The organism is Celeribacter arenosi, assembly GCF_039539485.1.
GTDB classification, from domain to species: domain Bacteria; phylum Pseudomonadota; class Alphaproteobacteria; order Rhodobacterales; family Rhodobacteraceae; genus Celeribacter; species Celeribacter arenosi.
Genome location: NZ_BAABDF010000001.1, coordinates 36474 through 53552 on the forward strand (window position 1 = coordinate 36474; position 17079 = coordinate 53552).

General features: G+C 59.6%; 23 protein-coding genes. 8 read left to right on the plus strand and 15 right to left on the minus strand.

Annotated elements, in window-relative coordinates; genetic code table 11:
- Nucleotides 1-91: 91 nt before the first annotated feature.
- From tsaD to ABD815_RS00195, 7 genes are read right to left on the minus strand one after another with little or no spacing between them, the layout of a single operon-like run.
- Nucleotides 92-1084 (minus strand): tRNA (adenosine(37)-N6)-threonylcarbamoyltransferase complex transferase subunit TsaD, encoded by a 993-nt coding sequence (gene tsaD, locus ABD815_RS00165; protein ID WP_344841802.1) that lies wholly within the window; start codon nt 1082-1084, stop codon nt 92-94.
- A complete protein-coding gene (locus tag ABD815_RS00170) occupies nt 1081-1677 on the minus strand; it encodes an L-threonylcarbamoyladenylate synthase (protein ID WP_344841804.1) in 597 nt (198 codons plus the stop codon). Before ABD815_RS00170 ends, tsaD begins: the two co-directional genes overlap by 4 nt.
- Nucleotides 1674-2282, minus strand: coding sequence for a hypothetical protein (locus ABD815_RS00175; RefSeq protein WP_344841807.1), 609 nt, complete (start codon nt 2280-2282; stop codon nt 1674-1676). The genes ABD815_RS00170 and ABD815_RS00175 overlap by 4 nt, the downstream gene beginning before the upstream one ends.
- The gene (gene tsaE / locus ABD815_RS00180; RefSeq protein WP_344841810.1) at nt 2279-2740 is read right to left on the minus strand and encodes a tRNA (adenosine(37)-N6)-threonylcarbamoyltransferase complex ATPase subunit type 1 TsaE; all 462 of its coding nucleotides are present in this window, start codon (nt 2738-2740) and stop codon (nt 2279-2281) included. The genes ABD815_RS00175 and tsaE overlap by 4 nt, the downstream gene beginning before the upstream one ends.
- Before the next feature lie 44 nt (nt 2741-2784).
- The gene (locus ABD815_RS00185) at nt 2785-3510 is read right to left on the minus strand and encodes an SDR family NAD(P)-dependent oxidoreductase (protein WP_344841812.1); all 726 of its coding nucleotides are present in this window, start codon (nt 3508-3510) and stop codon (nt 2785-2787) included.
- Nucleotides 3500-4273, minus strand: a complete 774-nt coding sequence (locus ABD815_RS00190; RefSeq protein ID WP_344841815.1) for a DUF1365 domain-containing protein — start codon at nt 4271-4273, stop codon at nt 3500-3502. The genes ABD815_RS00185 and ABD815_RS00190 overlap by 11 nt, the downstream gene beginning before the upstream one ends.
- Nucleotides 4270-5565 carry an NAD(P)/FAD-dependent oxidoreductase gene (locus ABD815_RS00195; protein WP_344841818.1) on the minus strand — a complete coding sequence of 432 codons (1296 nt, stop codon included), beginning with the start codon at nt 5563-5565 and terminating at the stop codon, nt 4270-4272. Before ABD815_RS00195 ends, ABD815_RS00190 begins: the two co-directional genes overlap by 4 nt.
- A gap of 186 nt (nt 5566-5751) precedes the next feature.
- Here ABD815_RS00195 and ABD815_RS00200 point away from each other — a divergent pair, with 186 nt between their 5' ends.
- The 3 genes from ABD815_RS00200 to ABD815_RS00210 all read left to right on the plus strand — a co-directional run bounded on the left by ABD815_RS00200 (nt 5752) and on the right by ABD815_RS00210 (nt 7859).
- Nucleotides 5752-6441 (plus strand): DUF4336 domain-containing protein, encoded by a 690-nt coding sequence (locus ABD815_RS00200; RefSeq protein ID WP_344841821.1) that lies wholly within the window; start codon nt 5752-5754, stop codon nt 6439-6441.
- A 258-nt stretch (nt 6442-6699) separates the two neighbouring features.
- Nucleotides 6700-7215 carry a sigma-70 family RNA polymerase sigma factor gene (locus ABD815_RS00205; protein ID WP_344842442.1) on the plus strand — a complete coding sequence of 172 codons (516 nt, stop codon included), beginning with the start codon at nt 6700-6702 and terminating at the stop codon, nt 7213-7215.
- A gap of 5 nt (nt 7216-7220) precedes the next feature.
- Entirely contained in the window at nt 7221-7859 is a 639-nt protein-coding gene (locus ABD815_RS00210; RefSeq protein ID WP_344841824.1) for a ChrR family anti-sigma-E factor, read from the plus strand.
- Nucleotides 7860-7925: 66 nt separating this feature from the next.
- Here the strand turns inward: ABD815_RS00210 and ABD815_RS00215 are convergent, their stop codons facing one another.
- Entirely contained in the window at nt 7926-8258 is a 333-nt protein-coding gene (locus ABD815_RS00215; protein WP_344841826.1) for a phage holin family protein, read from the minus strand.
- Nucleotides 8259-8267: 9 nt separating this feature from the next.
- Nucleotides 8268-8594, minus strand: a complete 327-nt coding sequence (locus ABD815_RS00220) for an ElaB/YgaM/YqjD family protein (RefSeq protein ID WP_344841829.1) — start codon at nt 8592-8594, stop codon at nt 8268-8270.
- A 179-nt stretch (nt 8595-8773) separates the two neighbouring features.
- Here ABD815_RS00220 and ABD815_RS00225 point away from each other — a divergent pair, with 179 nt between their 5' ends.
- Both ABD815_RS00225 and ABD815_RS00230 read left to right on the plus strand, forming a co-directional pair.
- Nucleotides 8774-8947 carry a DUF1328 domain-containing protein gene (locus ABD815_RS00225; protein ID WP_344841832.1) on the plus strand — a complete coding sequence of 58 codons (174 nt, stop codon included), beginning with the start codon at nt 8774-8776 and terminating at the stop codon, nt 8945-8947.
- A 47-nt stretch (nt 8948-8994) separates the two neighbouring features.
- Nucleotides 8995-9492 carry a Dps family protein gene (locus ABD815_RS00230; protein WP_344841834.1) on the plus strand — a complete coding sequence of 166 codons (498 nt, stop codon included), beginning with the start codon at nt 8995-8997 and terminating at the stop codon, nt 9490-9492.
- A gap of 78 nt (nt 9493-9570) precedes the next feature.
- Here the strand turns inward: ABD815_RS00230 and ABD815_RS00235 are convergent, their stop codons facing one another.
- Nucleotides 9571-10386, minus strand: a complete 816-nt coding sequence (locus tag ABD815_RS00235; RefSeq protein ID WP_344841837.1) for a response regulator — start codon at nt 10384-10386, stop codon at nt 9571-9573.
- 95 nt (nt 10387-10481) lie between these two features.
- Between ABD815_RS00235 and ABD815_RS00240 the strand changes: the two genes are divergently transcribed.
- Genes ABD815_RS00240 through ABD815_RS00250 form a run of 3 tightly spaced genes read left to right on the plus strand, consistent with a single transcriptional unit; the run spans nt 10482 to nt 12996 of the window.
- Nucleotides 10482-10667 carry a NepR family anti-sigma factor gene (locus ABD815_RS00240; protein WP_344841840.1) on the plus strand — a complete coding sequence of 62 codons (186 nt, stop codon included), beginning with the start codon at nt 10482-10484 and terminating at the stop codon, nt 10665-10667.
- A complete protein-coding gene (locus tag ABD815_RS00245; protein ID WP_344841842.1) occupies nt 10664-11260 on the plus strand; it encodes an RNA polymerase sigma factor in 597 nt (198 codons plus the stop codon). Before ABD815_RS00240 ends, ABD815_RS00245 begins: the two co-directional genes overlap by 4 nt.
- Entirely contained in the window at nt 11257-12996 is a 1740-nt protein-coding gene (locus ABD815_RS00250) for a sensor histidine kinase (RefSeq protein ID WP_344841844.1), read from the plus strand. The genes ABD815_RS00245 and ABD815_RS00250 overlap by 4 nt, the downstream gene beginning before the upstream one ends.
- Here ABD815_RS00250 and dtd read toward each other — a convergent pair.
- From dtd to ABD815_RS00275, 5 genes are all read right to left on the minus strand, one after another.
- Nucleotides 12993-13436 (minus strand): D-aminoacyl-tRNA deacylase, encoded by a 444-nt coding sequence (gene dtd / locus ABD815_RS00255; protein ID WP_344841847.1) that lies wholly within the window; start codon nt 13434-13436, stop codon nt 12993-12995. The genes ABD815_RS00250 and dtd overlap by 4 nt on opposite strands.
- The gene (locus ABD815_RS00260) at nt 13433-14353 is read right to left on the minus strand and encodes a carbohydrate kinase family protein (protein ID WP_344841850.1); all 921 of its coding nucleotides are present in this window, start codon (nt 14351-14353) and stop codon (nt 13433-13435) included. Before ABD815_RS00260 ends, dtd begins: the two co-directional genes overlap by 4 nt.
- A gap of 63 nt (nt 14354-14416) precedes the next feature.
- The gene (locus ABD815_RS00265; protein ID WP_344841853.1) at nt 14417-15544 is read right to left on the minus strand and encodes a TFIIB-type zinc ribbon-containing protein; all 1128 of its coding nucleotides are present in this window, start codon (nt 15542-15544) and stop codon (nt 14417-14419) included.
- On the minus strand, nt 15537-15920 hold the full coding sequence (locus tag ABD815_RS00270; RefSeq protein WP_344841856.1) for a hypothetical protein: 384 nt from the start codon (nt 15918-15920) through the stop codon (nt 15537-15539). The genes ABD815_RS00265 and ABD815_RS00270 overlap by 8 nt, the downstream gene beginning before the upstream one ends.
- 10 nt (nt 15921-15930) lie before the next feature.
- Complete coding sequence (locus tag ABD815_RS00275) at nt 15931-17034, minus strand: SPFH domain-containing protein (protein ID WP_344841858.1); 1104 nt, start codon at nt 17032-17034, stop codon at nt 15931-15933.
- Nucleotides 17035-17079 lie beyond the last annotated feature (45 nt).

Consider the following 17079-nt stretch of genomic DNA (forward strand, 5'->3'; position numbering starts at 1 on the left):
AATGCTTGCGCCGGTTGCCCATGCGCGTAGCGGTTCGGCGCGCTCAAGTCAATGTATCCCGCTGTATACAATGCGCCTGCGCGGCGTTTTGTCAGGGCGTTCCCAACGGCAGGTTGGGTTTGGGAACCGGCGCTGGAGAAATGTCGCGCTCGATATAATCCCACGCCGCCAAGGCGATCATCGCACCATTGTCCGTGGCCCATTTTGTCGGCGGCAGGCACAGGGTGACGTTGTGGGTCTGGGCCACGGTCTGCATGGCCTCGCGCACCTGCGGGGATGCGGCGACGCCTCCGACAATCGTCAAAGCCTTTGCAGGATGCTCGCTCAGGGCGCGATCTGCCTTTGTGCTCAGTACGTCAATGGTCGCTTCGACAAAGGCCGCGGCCATATCGGCGACGGGCGTTTCGGGCGCTTTTTCCATTTGACGGGCGACAGCGGATTTCAGGCCCGAGAATGAAAATTCGAACCCCTCCGCTTTCATCGGGCGGGGCAGGCGCAGGGCAGGGGTACCCTCGCGGGCAAGCCGGTCGATCGCCGGTCCGCCCGGCATGCCGAGGCCAAGCGTGCGCGCGACCTTGTCGTAGCATTCGCCCACGGAGTCATCGCGTGTGGAACCAAGCAGGGAGATGTCCCATTCATTTTCCATGCGCGCGATGAGCGTATGGCCACCCGACACCAACATCACGATCGCCGGCAAAGGCATGGATCCGCCGTCCAATCCGACCGAGCGGAGGTGGCCGCGCAAATGGTTCACGCCGATGACAGGTACGCCCCACACGAGAGATAGCGCATCGGCTGTGGCCAACCCGACGAGGAGCGAACCGATCAAGCCCGGCCCCCGTGTGACACCAATCGCGGCGAGATCGGCAGGGGTCGCATTGGCGGACTGCATTGCTTTTTGCACGGTCGGCAGGATCGCGTCGAGATGCGCCCGCGAGGCCAGTTCGGGATAGACGCCACCGAATGCTTCATGCACGTCGAACTGGGTCATGGTTTCAATCGCTGCGACATTGCCGTTGCGATCCACCAAGGCCACTGAGGTGTCGTCGCAGGAGGTCTCGATCCCGAGGACAAAGCGGCTCATGTCACATCCCCCAGAATTTGGGTGATTTGCGCCCGCGAGACCGCGCCAAGACGTTCGATTTTGGGAGGCACGGTTTGGCAATTGACCAAGGTCGACGGTGTTTCGGTGCGCGAAGTCCCCGTGACCACGAGGTCAGGTGCATCTGTGAGATCGGCCGCGGCGGCGGCGCTGGTTGCGGGGGTTGGCCGCCCCGACCGGTTCGCGGAGGTGACGAAAAGGGGTCCCGCGTCCCGCAGGACCGCGCGCAGGAAATCGTCATCGGGAATGCGCACGGCGATTTCGCTCCGCCCCTTCAGCCACGCCGGTGTGCGTGCGGGGTCGAGGCCGAGTACAATCGTCAGCGGGCCGGGCATGAATTCACTGGTCGCCAGCGCGGTTGCACTGGGTGTCATGATCCCACCGATTGCAACAATCTGATCCAGATCGGCGACCATAACAGGCAGGTTCTTTTCGCGCGGGCGATCTTTGAGCGCGTAGAGACGTTCGACGGCATCTTCGTGCGCGGGTGAGACGGCGAGGCCGAGAACGGTATCGGTCGCCAGTAGGACCACTTTGCCCGCCTTAAGGGCGGCGACCACGACATCGGGTGTCATTGCAGTGTCTCCACAATGGGTCTGGCCCGTGCATCACTGGGCAGCCCGGGGGCGTGCATGGCCATTTTCGCCATGACTCCCATGTCCGCAACATTGGTCAACGGGGCGGGATAGCCGTCGAGAGGCACATTCCCCGCAATGTCGACATTTGACAGGTTTTTGACGGCATCGAGCGCGGTGTCACGTTCGCAATATTCGTATCGTACAAGTTCATTGTTCTCGAAGATTCCGAAATGAACAAAGGGCCGCGCGGCTTTGCGCAGAATCGCGACCGGTCCTTTGCCCGTCCAAACCGTGCGCCCCAACAATTCAAAGGCCGGAAGGCCAATGACGGGCTTTGACAGGGCATATCCCAACGCGTTTACAAACGCCGCGCCGGTGCGCGTGGCGCCCAGACCGCCGGGGCCGATATCACTGGCGAGGATTTCGAGATCGCCCACCGCGGCACCCAGCGTCCGCAGCCCGGCTTCCAACATGGCGCGGTAGTCGCGGTTGTCCTCGAAAGCGGGATCGGATCGCGTGTCGAAGCGGATGTTTTCACCCTCGGCCAAGGCGAGAATGGGCGCGCCATTGGAAACCTGAAGGAGCAGTGTCAAAGCGCTCATGCCAAAGCCTCCAGCACAGGGGCCCATCGGGCATCCGTGGCCGTCACCGTGTAGCTGCGCGCGGTTTCGCCGTTCGCGAGATCGATACGGATCGAAAGCGCTTCGGGAAACGCATCCCCCAAACGTGCACCCCATTCGATGACCGTGATGGCACGCTCCATGTCATCCTCGAGCCCTAGATTATGAAATTCACGTTCATTTTTAAGGCGGTAGGCGTCGATATGAATCAGGTTTCCACGCGGCAGATCATAGATATTGGCAATCGTGTAGGTCGGCGACGTTACCGGATCGTCGGTGCCAAGCGCCAGTCCGAGCGCGCGTGTGAAAAACGTCTTTCCCGCCGCCAGTGCCCCGTCGAGCATCACAATGTCGCCCGCCCGCAAATGCGGTGCGAGGGTTTGCGCGAGGGCGGTACTCGCGGTCTCGTCCGGGACGTGGATTTTGGCGGTCGTGGTCATGGCGTGAGGCTTTAGGCCAAACGGCGCGCCACGTCCAGTTGGCGCTATTTGAAGATACGGTTGAACCACGTGCGCGGCAGGTAGCGCCCCATCGTGAAGAGCCATGCGAAGGGGCGCGGGAATGCGGTTTCAAACCGACCGCGCTCAAGGGCGCGCACAACGTGGCGTGCGGCCGCGTCGGGCGTCATCATTTGGGGCATGGCGAAATCGTTCTTTTTCGTCAGGCGGGTATCGATGAATCCGGGATTTGCGATTTGTACCGAGACGCCGCTCCCGCCGAGATCGACCAAAAGGTTTTCGGCCAGATGCATCAGCGCCGCCTTTGACGCACCATATCCGATCGCGCCCGGCAGGCCGCGATAGCCCGATAAAGATCCGATCAACATAATGCGCCCGTGACCGCGACGCGCAAAATGCGGGACGATATGGGAGAGCACGCGCACGGCGCCGGTGAAGTTGACGTCAATCATCCGCTCGACCGCTTCTGCGTCCCACTCCGGTGCGCTCACCGGTTCGTAGAAGCCCGCGCAATAGATGATGCCATCCGCCTTCTGTGCGAGGTCGAAACTGTATCTGACGGACACGGGGTCTGTGACATCCAGCGGGAGCGCCGAGCATCCGCCAAATTCTGCGCAGAGTTCCCTCAACCGGTCCTGGGAGCGCGCGGAGAGAATCATTGTTGCGCCTTTTGCGGTCATTTGTTCGCAAATTGCGCGTCCGAGGCCCTCAGATGCCCCGATAAGCCACCATGTTTGTCCTTCAAAAGTCATGTGAGGAGGCCTCGGGTAGGGTGAGTTCGTGGGTCGGGGGCGTTGGTTGTCTGCGCCACCGCGCGCCCTTCAGTTTCAGTTTCAGTGCCTGCCAATGGATCAGGGCGATCGTGCGCATCGGCCCGAACGGGCGGCGCAGGGTCGCCAGCAGGATCGCGCGATTGGTTAAGCGGGCACGTTTGCCATGCAGGGTCGCTATGACGCCTTTGGCACCGTTTTCGTGGAAAATGCGGATGGCAATCTTTTGCGCGTCGATGTCGAAATTGAAATGATACAGCCCCGCCACATCCTGAAACGGGGAAACGTGCAGGTGTTTTCGGGCGGTAATGCGGTGATCTTTGCGGATCGGTGCATGGTCGGGATTGAAGCAGAGATAGGAATGGCGGTCGCCAAATGGGGTCGACACTTCCGCAATGACCGCAATGAGGTCCGCGCCGCGCCAACCGAACCAGAACGACACCGGATTGAATGCATAGCCGAGAAACCGTGGCTGCGTCAGCAACTCCAACCGGAGGTCGCCCAACCCTGCCTGCGCAAAGGCTGCGCGCGCCCAGGTGGCCCCAATACCTTGGGTCAGAGGGCCGCCGTGGTCGCGATCATGCACGGAAGCGAGGTTGAACCCGTTGCGCGAGAAAAGGCGCGGACCTTCTGTGGCATCGGGGTCGATCAGGACGCAATCCACGCCATAGCGAAACGAATTGCGAGGCCCCCCACGTCTGCCGTGGACGGTATGCCCGGCGATGTGTTGGGGCCAATGGGTCATTGCGCGGCCATTGCGACCGAGGTGTCGGCGATCTGGCGGGCGACTTCTGCGGCCGAATGAAAGCCGTCTTCGTGGAAACCGTTGCGCATGTATGCGCCTGCGAACCACGTGCGATTTGTGCCCTGAAGCGCGGCCAGACGTTTCTGCGCGGCCATCGCGGCAGTGTCGAACAGAGGGTGATCGAAAGAGACTTCGTCGTAGATGAGCTCTTCGCGCACCGAGCTGGCAGGGTTGAGGGAAATGAACAGGGGATCGTTTTCCGGCAGCCCCTGCAAACGGTTCATCCAGTAGGTCACGCCGAGCTTTGTCTCGGCCCCCGCATTGTCCGCTTTGTAAATCCACGACGACCAGCACGAACGCCGTTTGGGCATCTGGGAGGTGTCTGCATGGAGGAGCACTCGGTTGGGTTGATATGTCAGATCACCAAGCGCGGATTGCTCCTGAGGCGTGGCGTCGGTGAGCATGGCGAGGGACTGATCAGAATGGCTGGCCATAATGACCTCGTCGAAATGCATCGCGACGCCACCTTTAGCGCGGATTGTGACACCGTTTGCGGTGCGTGTAACGGCGCGGACCTTTGCGCCCATATGGAAGGTCACGCCCAAACGGCGCAGATGTCTTTCCAGAAGGGTGACATATTCGATCGAACCGCCATCAACGGTCCACCATTGATGCTGACCCGTCGTGGACAGCAATGCGTGGTTTTTGAAGAAATGCACCAGCGAGGCGGCCGGATAGGCGCGCACGCCTGCGGGCGGGGTAGACCAGATCGCACCGCACAGCGGCATGAGGTAGTAGCGCATAAACCAATCGCCCAGCCCCATTTCGTCGATCAAGTCGCCGATGGTCTGGTTGTCATCGCGCAGCGCGTCAATCGCGCCTTTGTTGAACCGCAGGATGTCACGCACCATCCCCAAAAATTCGGGGCGCACCATGTTGCGGCGTTGGCCAAAAACCTGATTGAGGGTTTGCAGCCCATATTCGATGCGCCCGCCGTCAATGGAGGCGCCAAACGACATGTCAGACTTTTTGACCGGCACGTCTAGGGCATCGAACATCGCCGTCAAATTCGGGTAGTTGGGATAATTGAAAACGATAAACCCTGTGTCCACGGCGACATTGCCACGTTGCCCCGCCATGATCGTTCGTGCGTGACCACCCAACCGGTTCTCGGCCTCAAACACCGTTACGTCGTGATCGGGTGCGAGAAGATAGGCGCTGGCCAAGCCGGAGATTCCTGCACCGACAATGGCGATGCGTCGTTTGGGGCGGAACGGTGCGTCGAACGACATGTTTTTCTTATCCGTTTTTGTTTGTTCATACGCTTTACGCACATTGCGCCACACTGGATCATATTCGGGCGCAATTGCCCCGACATTTCTGTGTTCGCCGGAATTTCACTATGAGTTGAGGGTGGGGCAACTGGTCAGGCGCGGCGATATCTTTTACGCTTTGAGCGTGCTCAGAACGGGTCGGATATGTTGGAAAAGTTTGGCGATGACATCTGGACGACGGACGGATCGACAGTTGAGGTTTTGGGGTTTCGATATCCCACCCGCATGGTTCTCATCCGGCTGTCTGACGAAAGCCTGTTTGTGTGGTCGCCCATCGCGCTGAGTGATGAGCTTCGCGCTGAGGTTGATGCGCTGGGTGTTGTGGCTCACATCGTGGCGCCAAACTCGCTCCATCATTTGTCCGTGCTCGATTGGCAACGCGCATATCCCGCCGCAAAAACCTATGCGCCGCCCAAGTTGCGCGACAAGCGGCCCGATATCCGCTTTGACGAAGACCTAGGGGACGAAGCCAACGCTGCTTGGGCCGGTGACATTGATCAGGTGGTCGTGCAGGGTAACGCGATAACCTCGGAGGTGGTCTTTTTCCACAGGCGGAGTGAAACGGTGCTTTTCACGGACCTGCTCCAGCAGTTTCCTGACAACTGGTTTTCGGGATGGCGTAAAATCGTCGCGAAACTGGATCTGATGGTCTCGCCGGAGCCTGCTGTTCCACGGAAATTCCGTGTGGCGTTTAAGGACCGACAGGCGGCGCGGGAGGCAATGAGGCGCATATTGGCTTGGCCTGCGCAAAAACTGGTGATGGCGCATGGTTCGCCCGTGACCCGTGATGCCAAAGGGGCATTAGCCCGCGCATTTGCATGGTTGAAGGTGTGACGTCCCGCCGGTCTCGGGTGATTTATGCCGGGTTAGGTGGGTGGTGATTGCGCGATTTCGGGTCCCCAGATATTTTTTGCAGTAACGTATGATCCATGGGTCGATTACGCGCGTAATTGACATATGCTGAACCAGATTGAACATGTGGGATATGAGAGGTGGAGCGCTCCTGTGCGCCCATGCAACCCCGTGATCGCGGAGGGGAATTCCCCGGTGCAAGACGGCCAGCCAATTGCCTATTCGGCGCAAACGACATGGATGCTTGCGGTGCGCGATCACCGCGACAAGGCGGCATTTGCGTGTCTGTTTGATCACTTCGGGCCGCGACTACGCGGTATGCTGATGCGCTCGGGCGTGTCTGCGGCGCAGGCGGAAGACATCGTGCAGGACGTCATGCTGTCAGTCTGGCGCAAGGCGGCCAGTTTCAATCCCGAGCGCGCAGATGTTGCCGGCTGGGTTTTCCAGATCGCGCGCAATCGAAAGATCGACATCATTCGCCGCGAACGCAGGCCTGTGCCCGAAGATCTCTCTGAGCCCACGGTTGATGAAGCTGACGGCGAGCAAATCGTCGCCCTTGAACAGGAGGCGGCAAAGCTTCGCAGGGCGCTATCCGCGCTCAGCCCCGAACAACGCAGCGTGGTGGAGCGTGCCTATATGGGCGATCTCACGCACGCAGAAATTCAGGCCGAAACCGGCCTACCCCTGGGGACGATAAAATCCCGCATCCGGCTCGGTATCGAGCGGTTGCGACACGAATTGAAAGGAGACAGGTGAGAGCGATGCAATCCATCCATCACCATATTCCCGACAGCCTGTTGGCTGCCTATGTATCGGGCGCGCTGCCGCGTCCATTCGGGGTCGTTGTTGCGGCGCATGTGTCGCTGTGTGAAACCTGCCGTGCGGCCATGTTGGCGCATGAGGCGGCGGGGGGCGCGATTTTGGACAGTTTCGAGCCGATCGAGGTTTCGTCCGATCTTCGCGAGCGCGTTTTGGCGTCGCTTGATGACGAAGTCGCGCCAGAACCCGCGCCGGTTCAGGCAGACGGGCCATTGCCCGCGCCGGTTGTCGAGGCGCTGGGCGGGCGCAAACCGAAATGGCGCAGCCTCGGTCCCGGTGCGAGCCAATGTATTCTGGAACATGGGGCGGCGGGGTCCGTGCGATTGTTGAAAATCTCGCCCGGATATGAGGTGCCCGACCATAGCCACAACGGGCTGGAACTGACCCTCGTTCTTCAGGGCGCGTTTCGCGATGTTACGGGACGGTATGGGCGCGGCGATCTTGAAGTTGCGGACAGTGATTTGGAGCATACGCCGATTGCAGAGCAGGGTGAGGCATGTATTTGTCTGGCCGCCTCGGACGCGCCGTTGAAATTCTCCTCTCTCATCCCGCGGATATTCCAGCCGATCTTCCGGATCTGAATTCTAGCCACCCGAACAAAGAAAATGCGCCCCGTGTTTCAGGGGCGCATTTTTTGCGCGTGGCGTTCAGTTGCGCAACGTCTGTCGCACGACTGTGCCGGTTTGCATCCCCTGGAGGAAAGCGGATGCGAGCGTGTCACCGTTTGCGGTGAGCTGATCACGGGGAGGGACGTGATCAGCTTCCTTTGGTCCGATAAAGGCCAAGGTTATGAGCCCCGTGCCCAAATAGGCGCCCCCGAGGATCAGAGCCGCAACCACGGGCTCTGTCGCCAGTGACAGCGCGATGTAGGCCGAGAGCGTCAAGAACATGACGCCCACCACAATCAACGTGGCGCCGACTGCGCCCAGAGCGGCCTGTCGCGCGGCGGCGCGTGCTTTATGGCGGAGGGAAAAGCCCATGACGCGCCCTTAGCGGCGTGCCGCGGTGACGAGGCCCACCAGAAATCCGAGGCCGGCAGCAACGCCGATGGAGGCGGACGGGTTTTCGCGCACCTTATTCTCGACGTCGCCATAGGCGGCGAGGGCCTGTTTTTGCAGGTCTGCTGCCTGTTTTTCGGTCGCGACACGGGCCGCATCATAGGCCTCTGTGGCGCCATTGCGCACCTGTTCACCTTGGGCGCGGCCATAATCTGCAAAGGTTTTGGTGAGCGAAGAAATGTCTTTTTTCAGGGTCGCGATCTGCGCCTGAAGGTCTTCGGTTGTCGCATTTTCTGTCGCAGCGGTGGAACGTGCCATGACGTTTCTCCTTCGTGCTGTTTGCGTTTCAAGTTCGCTCACTCAACGCGGGGCGCGGCGCGAAAGTTCCGCCGAGGCGATGAAATAAAGTTTGGAACAACCACGCGGACCGGTCCGTTGATACCCCAGAACGACCGGATCTATCCGCGTCGAAAACACATGCATCAAGGAGACTTCCCATGCTTGGTTGGGCAATCACATTTCTCGTCGTGGCTCTCATTGCGGGCCTCTTTGGTTTCGGCGGCATCGCCTCTGCGTCCGTCGGGATCGCGCAAATTCTGTTCTTCGTATTCATCGCCCTGTTCGTGATCGCGATGATCGCACGTGCGATGCGGGGCAACCCGCCGGTTTAACCCGCGCCGGAACCCCCAAATCCGATTGAATCCTGAAAGGACACATCATGGCAAAAGCACTTAAATCCGTCGCCAAGGTCAAAGACTTCGACACTGGCACCAAGGACACATCAAAGGTCGCAAATGGTCTCGCCGACGTGCTCAGCGACACCTACCGTTTGTTGATCAAATCGCACATTTACCATTGGAACGTGGAAGGGCCGATGTTCTACCCGATCCACCAACTGACCGAGACGCAATATAATAACCTCTTCGCGGCGACCGACGAGCTGGCGGAACGTATCCGCGCGCTGGGCCACGTAGCGCCGTCGAAAATCGGCGATGTTGTTGGCGATCACGCGGTTGGGGAAACCGATGGCAAAATGACCGCGGAGGAAATGATCGCGGATCTGGCCGAGGATCACGAACGCGTGGCGCATCGCCTGCACGCGCTCATCGAAACCGCCGAAGGGGCCAATGATCCGGTAACCGCAGACCTCGCGACGGCGCGCTCCGGCTTTCACGAAAAGGCCGCATGGATGTTGCGCGCGACACTGGGGAAATAACCCGCCCCGGCATGAAGCCACGAAAAAGCCCCGCGGGAATTACCGGCGGGGCTTTTGTTTGGTTCGACGTGTCGCGCGTTAGACGAGAAGCGTTTCGGTTGACGAAAAGAACATCGCTTGGCTCAGCGCAGAGGACACTTGTTCGTCGGTGTAGGGTTTGGTGATCACAAAGGCCGGTTCAGGCCGCTCACCGGTGAGGAGGCGTTCGGGGAAGGCGGTGATGAAGATCACAGGCACCGGTTCGTCCATTTCCGCAAGGATATCGTTGACCGCATCAATGCCGGACGAATTATCGGCAAGCTGGATATCGGACAGGATGAGGTCGGGTTTTTCCTTGGCCGCCAGTTTCACCGCACCTTCACGGGTGCGTCCAACGCCGGTGACTGTGTGACCCATGTCGGAGACGATGGACTGCAGGTCCAGCGCGATGATTGCTTCGTCTTCGATGATGAGGACGCGACCGGCGATGCTGTCCTGCATTTCCGCGCGGGCCGCCGAAACCAGAGCCGCGACATCGTCCGTGTCGGTATCCATGATTTTCGCGATTTCAGCAGTCGAGAACTCTTCGATCGTTGCCAATAGCAATGCCTCGCGCGAGTTCGGGGTCAAACGTTCCATATGGGCCTGCGCGCGTTTTGCCAAAAGGCTGTCCGCTTCTGCGACAGGCGCGCCGGAACTGTTCCAGATCAAATGAAAGGCTTTGAAGAGGGCAACCTTTTCGCTGATCTCTTTTGTGAAAACAGACCGGTCCTGCAAAAGAGCCTCAAGGGTCGCCGCCGCATATGCGTCCCCGGATTTCTGGCTCCCCGTCAAAGCACGTGCGTAGCGGCGCAAGTAGGGCAGATGGCCCGCAATAATCTCGGCCAAGCTGGGTGCTTGTGGTGTCACTGTCATTTTTTCTAACCTTTTTTCGAGTCGACGGGAACTAAACGCCAAACACCTGCGTTAAGTTCCCATAAATCGACAATGAAAAATGTGCAGGACAGATAATGGCTCGCCAGGAACAAAATTCCAGCTTTGAGGCCCAGATTGAAGCGAATCTAAAGAAGGTTTACGAGAAAACCGTTCAGGAACCCGTTCCTGACCGGTTTGCGGCCCTTCTTGCCCAATTGAAAGAACAGGATGCAGCCTCTTCTGATCCGGATGCCGGTGATGATGGGGAGAATTCCCAATGAAAGCACCTGTTGGCGACGATCCGGCGTCAAAATCCGGCGATCCACGTGATGAAATCATTCAGCACCTCGGCGCAATGCGCGCGTTTGCGATGTCGCTGACCCGTGACGGGTCGTCTGCGGACGATCTGGTTCAGGACACCATCGTAAAGGCATGGAGCAAGATCGCGACCTTCGAGCCGGGCACAAACATGCGCGCATGGCTCTTTACCATCCTGCGCAACACATTTTACTCCGGCCGGCGTCGCGCCAAACGCGAAGTCGAGGATGTGGATGGCGTCATGGCGGGTGGTCTGGCCGAAAAGCCTGCACATGACGGTCGCTTGGCCATGCGGGATTTCGAGTTTGCCTTTGCCAAACTGCCCGATGAGCAACGCGAAGCGCTTACTCTGGTGGGGGGCAGCGGTTTTTCCTACGAGGAAGCGGCCGAAACCTGTGGCGTTGCCGTGGGCACCATCAAAAGCCGCGTGAACCGCGGTCGCAAAAAGCTCGCGGAGCTTTTGCATCTGTCCGAAGACGACAGCATGGATATGACGGACAAATCCACGATGGCCGTTATCGGGTCCCAGTCCGCCACCGGGGGCTTTCGCGCATGATGAATAAAATGGCCGCGCAGGCAGATAGCCTCGCGGTTCGCGTCTCCCTTATCCTCGCTTTGGCGCTATTGCCAATCGGGATCATCGCGATTGCGCAAACGATGGCTCTCCTCAAGGAGAGCCGTGCGCAGAATGAGGCGGCTTTGCTCGCGCTCACCTCGGAAGCTGCGGCGGTCGAGGAAGGGATGCTGCGCACAGCGCTCGGTGCCACCGAAGCGGTCGCGGCCCTCGCGCCGACTTTGTCTCAAACGCCGGAGTTGTGCCACGAGTTGGTGGGCAAGCTGCGCGATGAAGAAGGGTCATTTTCCTTTGTCGGCTACGTCAGCCCAGAGGGTAAGACGACCTGTTCCAGTGCCGGCTCTGAAGTTGACGTGTCGGACCTGCCGGTGTTCAAACAACAGATGGACGATCCGCGCATTCGTGCGACGGTGAACGTCAACGCCCCGATTTCCAAAACCTCCGTGGTCATCATCTCCAAACCCGCCTTCACCGAGGCCGGTGAGTTCAATGGCTATGCGGCGGTGTCGCTCCCTCACACGAGGCTTTTCGAGAAATTCGAAGAGCTGGCCAGTGGCCGCCCCGTTGATCTCGTGACGTTCAATGTCGATGGCGAACCCCTCTCCTCGGAGCGCGGTTTGTCCCATATCGCGGACGGTCTCCCGGAGGGGCGAGATCTTCGGTCTTTTGCCTTTGGGGGAAACCGTGCCTTCACGGCTATGACGATAAACGGGGAGCGGCGCGTTTTTGCGGTCGTTCCGATCATCCCTGACCTGATCTACGGCATCGGGAGTTGGGACGCAGACGATCTCGGCCTGACGTGGAAGCGTATTTGGACAACCGCACCTTTGCTGTTTCCGGTCATTATGTGGCTGGCCAGCCTGACCGTCGCCTACGTCGCTATCCAGCGTCAGGTGATCCGCCCGACGCGAAACCTGCGGGCGCGAATGTTGTTGTTCATGCGCTCTCGACAGTTTGCGACGCTTGAAAACGTGCGACCCAGACCTGCACGGGAATTTCGTGAAATCGACGAAACATGGGCGTTGATGGCCAAGAGCATCCTGCATGACGAGGCGGAGCTGGAAGACACGCTACACGACAAAACCGTGCTTCTGCGCGAAGTGCATCACAGGGTCAAAAACAACCTCCAACTCATTTCGTCCATTGTGAGCATGAAGATACGGCGCGCGAAAACTGATGATGCGCGGCGCGCGCTCGGTGATGTTCAGACACGGGTCATGGGCCTCGCTACCGTGCACCGCAATCTCTACGAAACCTCGCTACAAGGGCGTGTGCGGGCGGATGAATTGCTACGCTCCATCGTTCAAAACGTTCTCACCGCGGGTCGTCAAGGAGAGGCGAAAATCGAGGTGGAAGAGCACTTTGATCGCGTTGTCCTTTATCCCGATCAGGCGGTGCCATTGTCGCTGGTAGTGTCTGAGGCTCTAAGCAATGCGATGAAATACGCAGGCTGTCAGAAGGGCGGATCGGTCGAGATGGGTGTTCTGCTGCGCAAGGATCCCAACAGCACAAAGGCCGTGTTGGAGGTTACCAACTCAAAGGGCCCATTGCTTCTCACGCTGGGTGCGCAGGACGGGACGGGTTTGGGCAACCAGCTGATCGGGGCGTTCACATCGCAGCTTGAAGGTGAAAACGAGGTGATCGAAACCGACAGTCGATATACCCTACGTGTCAGTTTCGACGTGGCCGATTTCACCGAGGACGAACCTGAAACCTAGGACGCGACGGTGTCGAGCCAGATGGTGACGGGCCCGTCGTTTATCAGGCTGACTTTCATATCCGCGCCGAAACGACCGGTTTCGACCGGCACGCCATTGGCCGCGAGGGCCTGCGAAAACGCCTCGTAGCCGATGCGCCCTTCTGCGGGGGGCGCGGCATTGGAGAACCCGGGCCGGTTGCCTTTGGTCTCTGCCGCGAGTGTGAATTGGCTGATGACCAAGGCAGATCCACCAACGTCGCGGATGGAGAGGTTCATTTTGTTGGCGTCATCTTGGAAAATGCGCAGCTTGGCGACCTTGGCTGCGAGCTTTTCTGCCTCAGCCTCCGTGTCTCCCGCCATGGCGCAGACCAGCACCAAAAGCCCGTGACCGCACTGTCCGATAACCTCGCCGTCCACGCGCACGCTGGCTTCGCTGACGCGTTGAACCAGTGCCCTCACAGTTCGCGCGCCCAAGGCGGGTTTGCCCCGGCACGTGATACGGTGATTGCGGCGGCTTTGGCCCCCAATGTCAGGGCTGCGCGGATGGTGTCATCGTCAAGCGTCGCGATTGCGTCCTTGGTCAATTTTCCCGCCTCCTGAAGGCTGGCGAGGAGGCCTGCGTTAAAGGTGTCCCCCGCGCCGACGGTATCGGCGACAGTGACTTTCACGGCCTTGACGGTGACGGCACCACGCGCGGTGTAGCCACGCACACCTTCACCACCCATGGTGAGGCAAACGAGCTTTGGACCCTTTTCCAAAATGCCCGCGACCTGCGTGTCCAGATCGCCTTTTCCAACGATCCAGTCGAGGTCTTCATCCGAGATTTTGACGATATCCGCATGCGCGAGCATATGTTCGATACGTGCACGATAACGGGCTTCGTCGCGAATAAATCCGGGGCGAATGTTCGGATCGATCATGGTGACGCGTGTCGCGGAGGCATCCACGAACAGTTTTTCGTAGACCGCACCACAGGGTTCAACGGGCAGAGAGATCCCACCGCAAAAAACCGTGCCGATGTCTGCGGGCAGGGTCGGCAAATCTTGTAGGCTCAACATGCGGCCGGCTGTGTTTTCGTCGTAGAAAGCATAGGTCGCATGGCCGTCGACCAGTTTGACAAAGGCAACCGTGCAGGGCCGGTCTGCCGTAATGGCCAGCGATGCGTCAACGCCGCTTTCATCCAGTTTCTGTTTGAGTAGGTCGCCAAAGAAATCCTGTGAAAAGCCGGAGAAAAACCCGACCTTTGCGCCCAGGCGGCCAAGGGCGATGGCGGTGTTGAACACCGCGCCACCGGCATAGGGAGCGTATGCGTCCTCACCTTCCGTGCTTTGACGTGGCAACATGTCTATCAGGGCTTCGCCCGCGCAAAGGATCATCTTTACTACTCCTCTATTCGCCCTTGTTTAGGACTGTTAGCGCCAACACAACAAGTGAAATCGTCAGTATGCGGACGTGAACGCGCCCTGTTCGTTGAGCGCAATCGCGTATCCGACACCCGCTGCAACGATTACACCGAGCAGGACGGCGAATGCAATTTTCCAGGCCGAGAACGGGCGTTCGCCCTGAACCCTGCCGGTGCGGCCATTCACCACGAAACGATAGGTCCGTCCGCGGTATTTGTAGGCCGCCATCCAGACCGGAAGCAGGATGTGTTTGTAGGTCACATCGCGCACTTTGGTGTCAATGTCGTGGATGCGCTGGCGGTCGCCGCCAATGTCGAATTTCACGTCGCGGCGGATCACGCGATCCATATACTCACGCGCGCCCGCATAACCTTCGTCGAGGCGCACAGCGTAGGCTTCGGATCGAAATCCGGCGAGGTAGTCAGGCAGATAGGGCTCCAGCGCGGAGAGATCCCAAGGCTCCAACCCTTCGGTGTATTTTCGCGGCAAGGCGTGTGAGGCGAGGATCAGCACATCGTCAAAGAACCGCGATACCCGCCCTGATTTCGACCGCCAGCGCGTCTTACGTTGGCGCACTTGAACGTTCTCACCATTGCGGCGGATCGTTTTCGTCACGTAGTAGTCATCGCCTCGCTCGCCGCGATAGCCCGACTGCGTGTCCGCATCAAACGTCCAGTAGGGCACATAAACGCCCGACAGTCGGCGCCCCTTGCGCGCATAGGCACGCAGGCCGTTCGGGGCGAACCACAACTGCCCGAGCCAATCCGACATGGCCGCATGGGCGGTCTTTTCGTCGAGAGCGAAGGGCAATAATCCATGGGGTTTGATCTGGCGATGTCCGCCGGTGTCGGCCACGACGGGCGTTGCGCAGTAGGGGCATTCGGATGCGTGGAGCGTGGCATGAAATTCGACCGTCGCACCGCAGTTGGGGCAGTGGGACACGCGAATTTCTTCGGTTTCAGCACCATCCGCGTGCAGGCCGGTCGCGATTGCGCGCGCAAAGTCCTGTTCGCGGGGCGGCATCGCGCCTGCGGTATCCAACGGTTCCGTGGCCCCGCAGTGGTCGCAAATCAGCCGCCGTGTACCCGGCGCATAGCGCATATCTGCGCCACAGGTGCCGCAGGGAAAGCGGTGGTCGTCGTGGACTGTTGCGACCTCATCCATGGGACACCTCTTGGCGCTCGAACGACACGAGTTGCGCGATTTGGTGCGTGCTCGGCGAAGTGAACCGGATCACATGGCAAAACAGGACCGTGCCCGCCCCGTCGCGGGTCATGCGGCCGGAAACCGTGCCCGCGCGCCCGTGTGTGACGACCTCTGCGAGAGAGATCGACGCGGGTGGATCCACCTTTGCCACCGCGTGGCTTACCGCTTCGCGCCCCACGACAACGGCGGATTGCGAGCGGTCCCATGTTACAATCTCTGCCAAAGCGTCCTCTTCGAGTCTGCCCACGCCCATCAGCGCCAGCGCGATTGCCTCGGCGCGGGCGTTTTCGGGCGCGTTGCCGCACTCGGGGGACCGTGTCACCCGCGTCTGCATCGGGGCCTCCTCAGTCGGCGGGGGGCGGGGGCGGAGAAATGGTGAACAGCTGTGCCAGTTCAGTGACCGCATCTGCTTTGAGCCATCCGTCCTGACCCGGGGTCCAGACATAGGTGTCGCGGGCGACTTCGCCCTTATCAGCCATCTGTCCGATCTCGGCTTTGGAGAAGGGGCCTTTGGTCTTACCGGCTACCGCAATGTGCCACACGTGCTCCACAGGCGGGGGTGGGGGAACCTGAACGGGTTGCACCGATACCGGACGTGAGCCCCATGGTCCGGCCTGTGTGGCCATGGACATGCCGATGCCCGCGCCCATGCCCGCACCCATGGATGCGCCCATGGCGGAGTTTTCGGCCCCCATGCCTTCGGCCGCGTTGAATTTCATGTAGTTATCGAGGCTGCCGACGATCCCCATCGAGGTGCGTTTGTCGAGTGCGGCTTCGACCGTTTCGGGAAGCGAGATGTTTTCGACATAGAACTCGGGAATGGTCAGGCCGTATTCCGCAACCACTTTCGAGATTTCCGTCGCAACAAGCTTGCCCAGATCGTCAGTGTTGGCAGCCATGTCGAGGACAGGGATATTGGACTGCGCGATGATGCGTGAAAAGGCCTGCACAATGATATTGCGGACCTGATAGGAAATCTCGTCCATGGTGAATTCACCATCGGTGCCCACGATTTCGGTCAGGAACAGGGCCGGATCGGACACCTTGACGGTGTATGTGCCATAGGCGCGCAGGCGGATCGGGCCGAACTCCGGATCACGGCACAGGATCGGGTTTTTGGTGCCCCATTTCAGATCGGAAAACCGCGTCGTGTTGACGTAGTAGATCTCGGATTTAAAGGGCGAACGGAAGCCGTGATCCCAATGGTTGATCGTCGTCAGGATCGGCATGTTGTTGGTCTCCAACATGTAGAGACCCGGCGTGAAGACATCCGCCAATTGTCCTTCGTGGACAAACACAGCCGCCTGACCTTCGCGCACGGTGAGCTTGGCGCCATATTTGATGGCATGCCCTTCGCGCTCAAAACGCCAGACCATCGTGTCGCGTGTGTCATCCGTCCAGTGAATGACGTCGATGAATTCGCCGGTTAGGAAATCGAGAATACCCATGGTTCAACCTTTCTTACGCTCTGTGCGTTTATACCTTTGTGACGG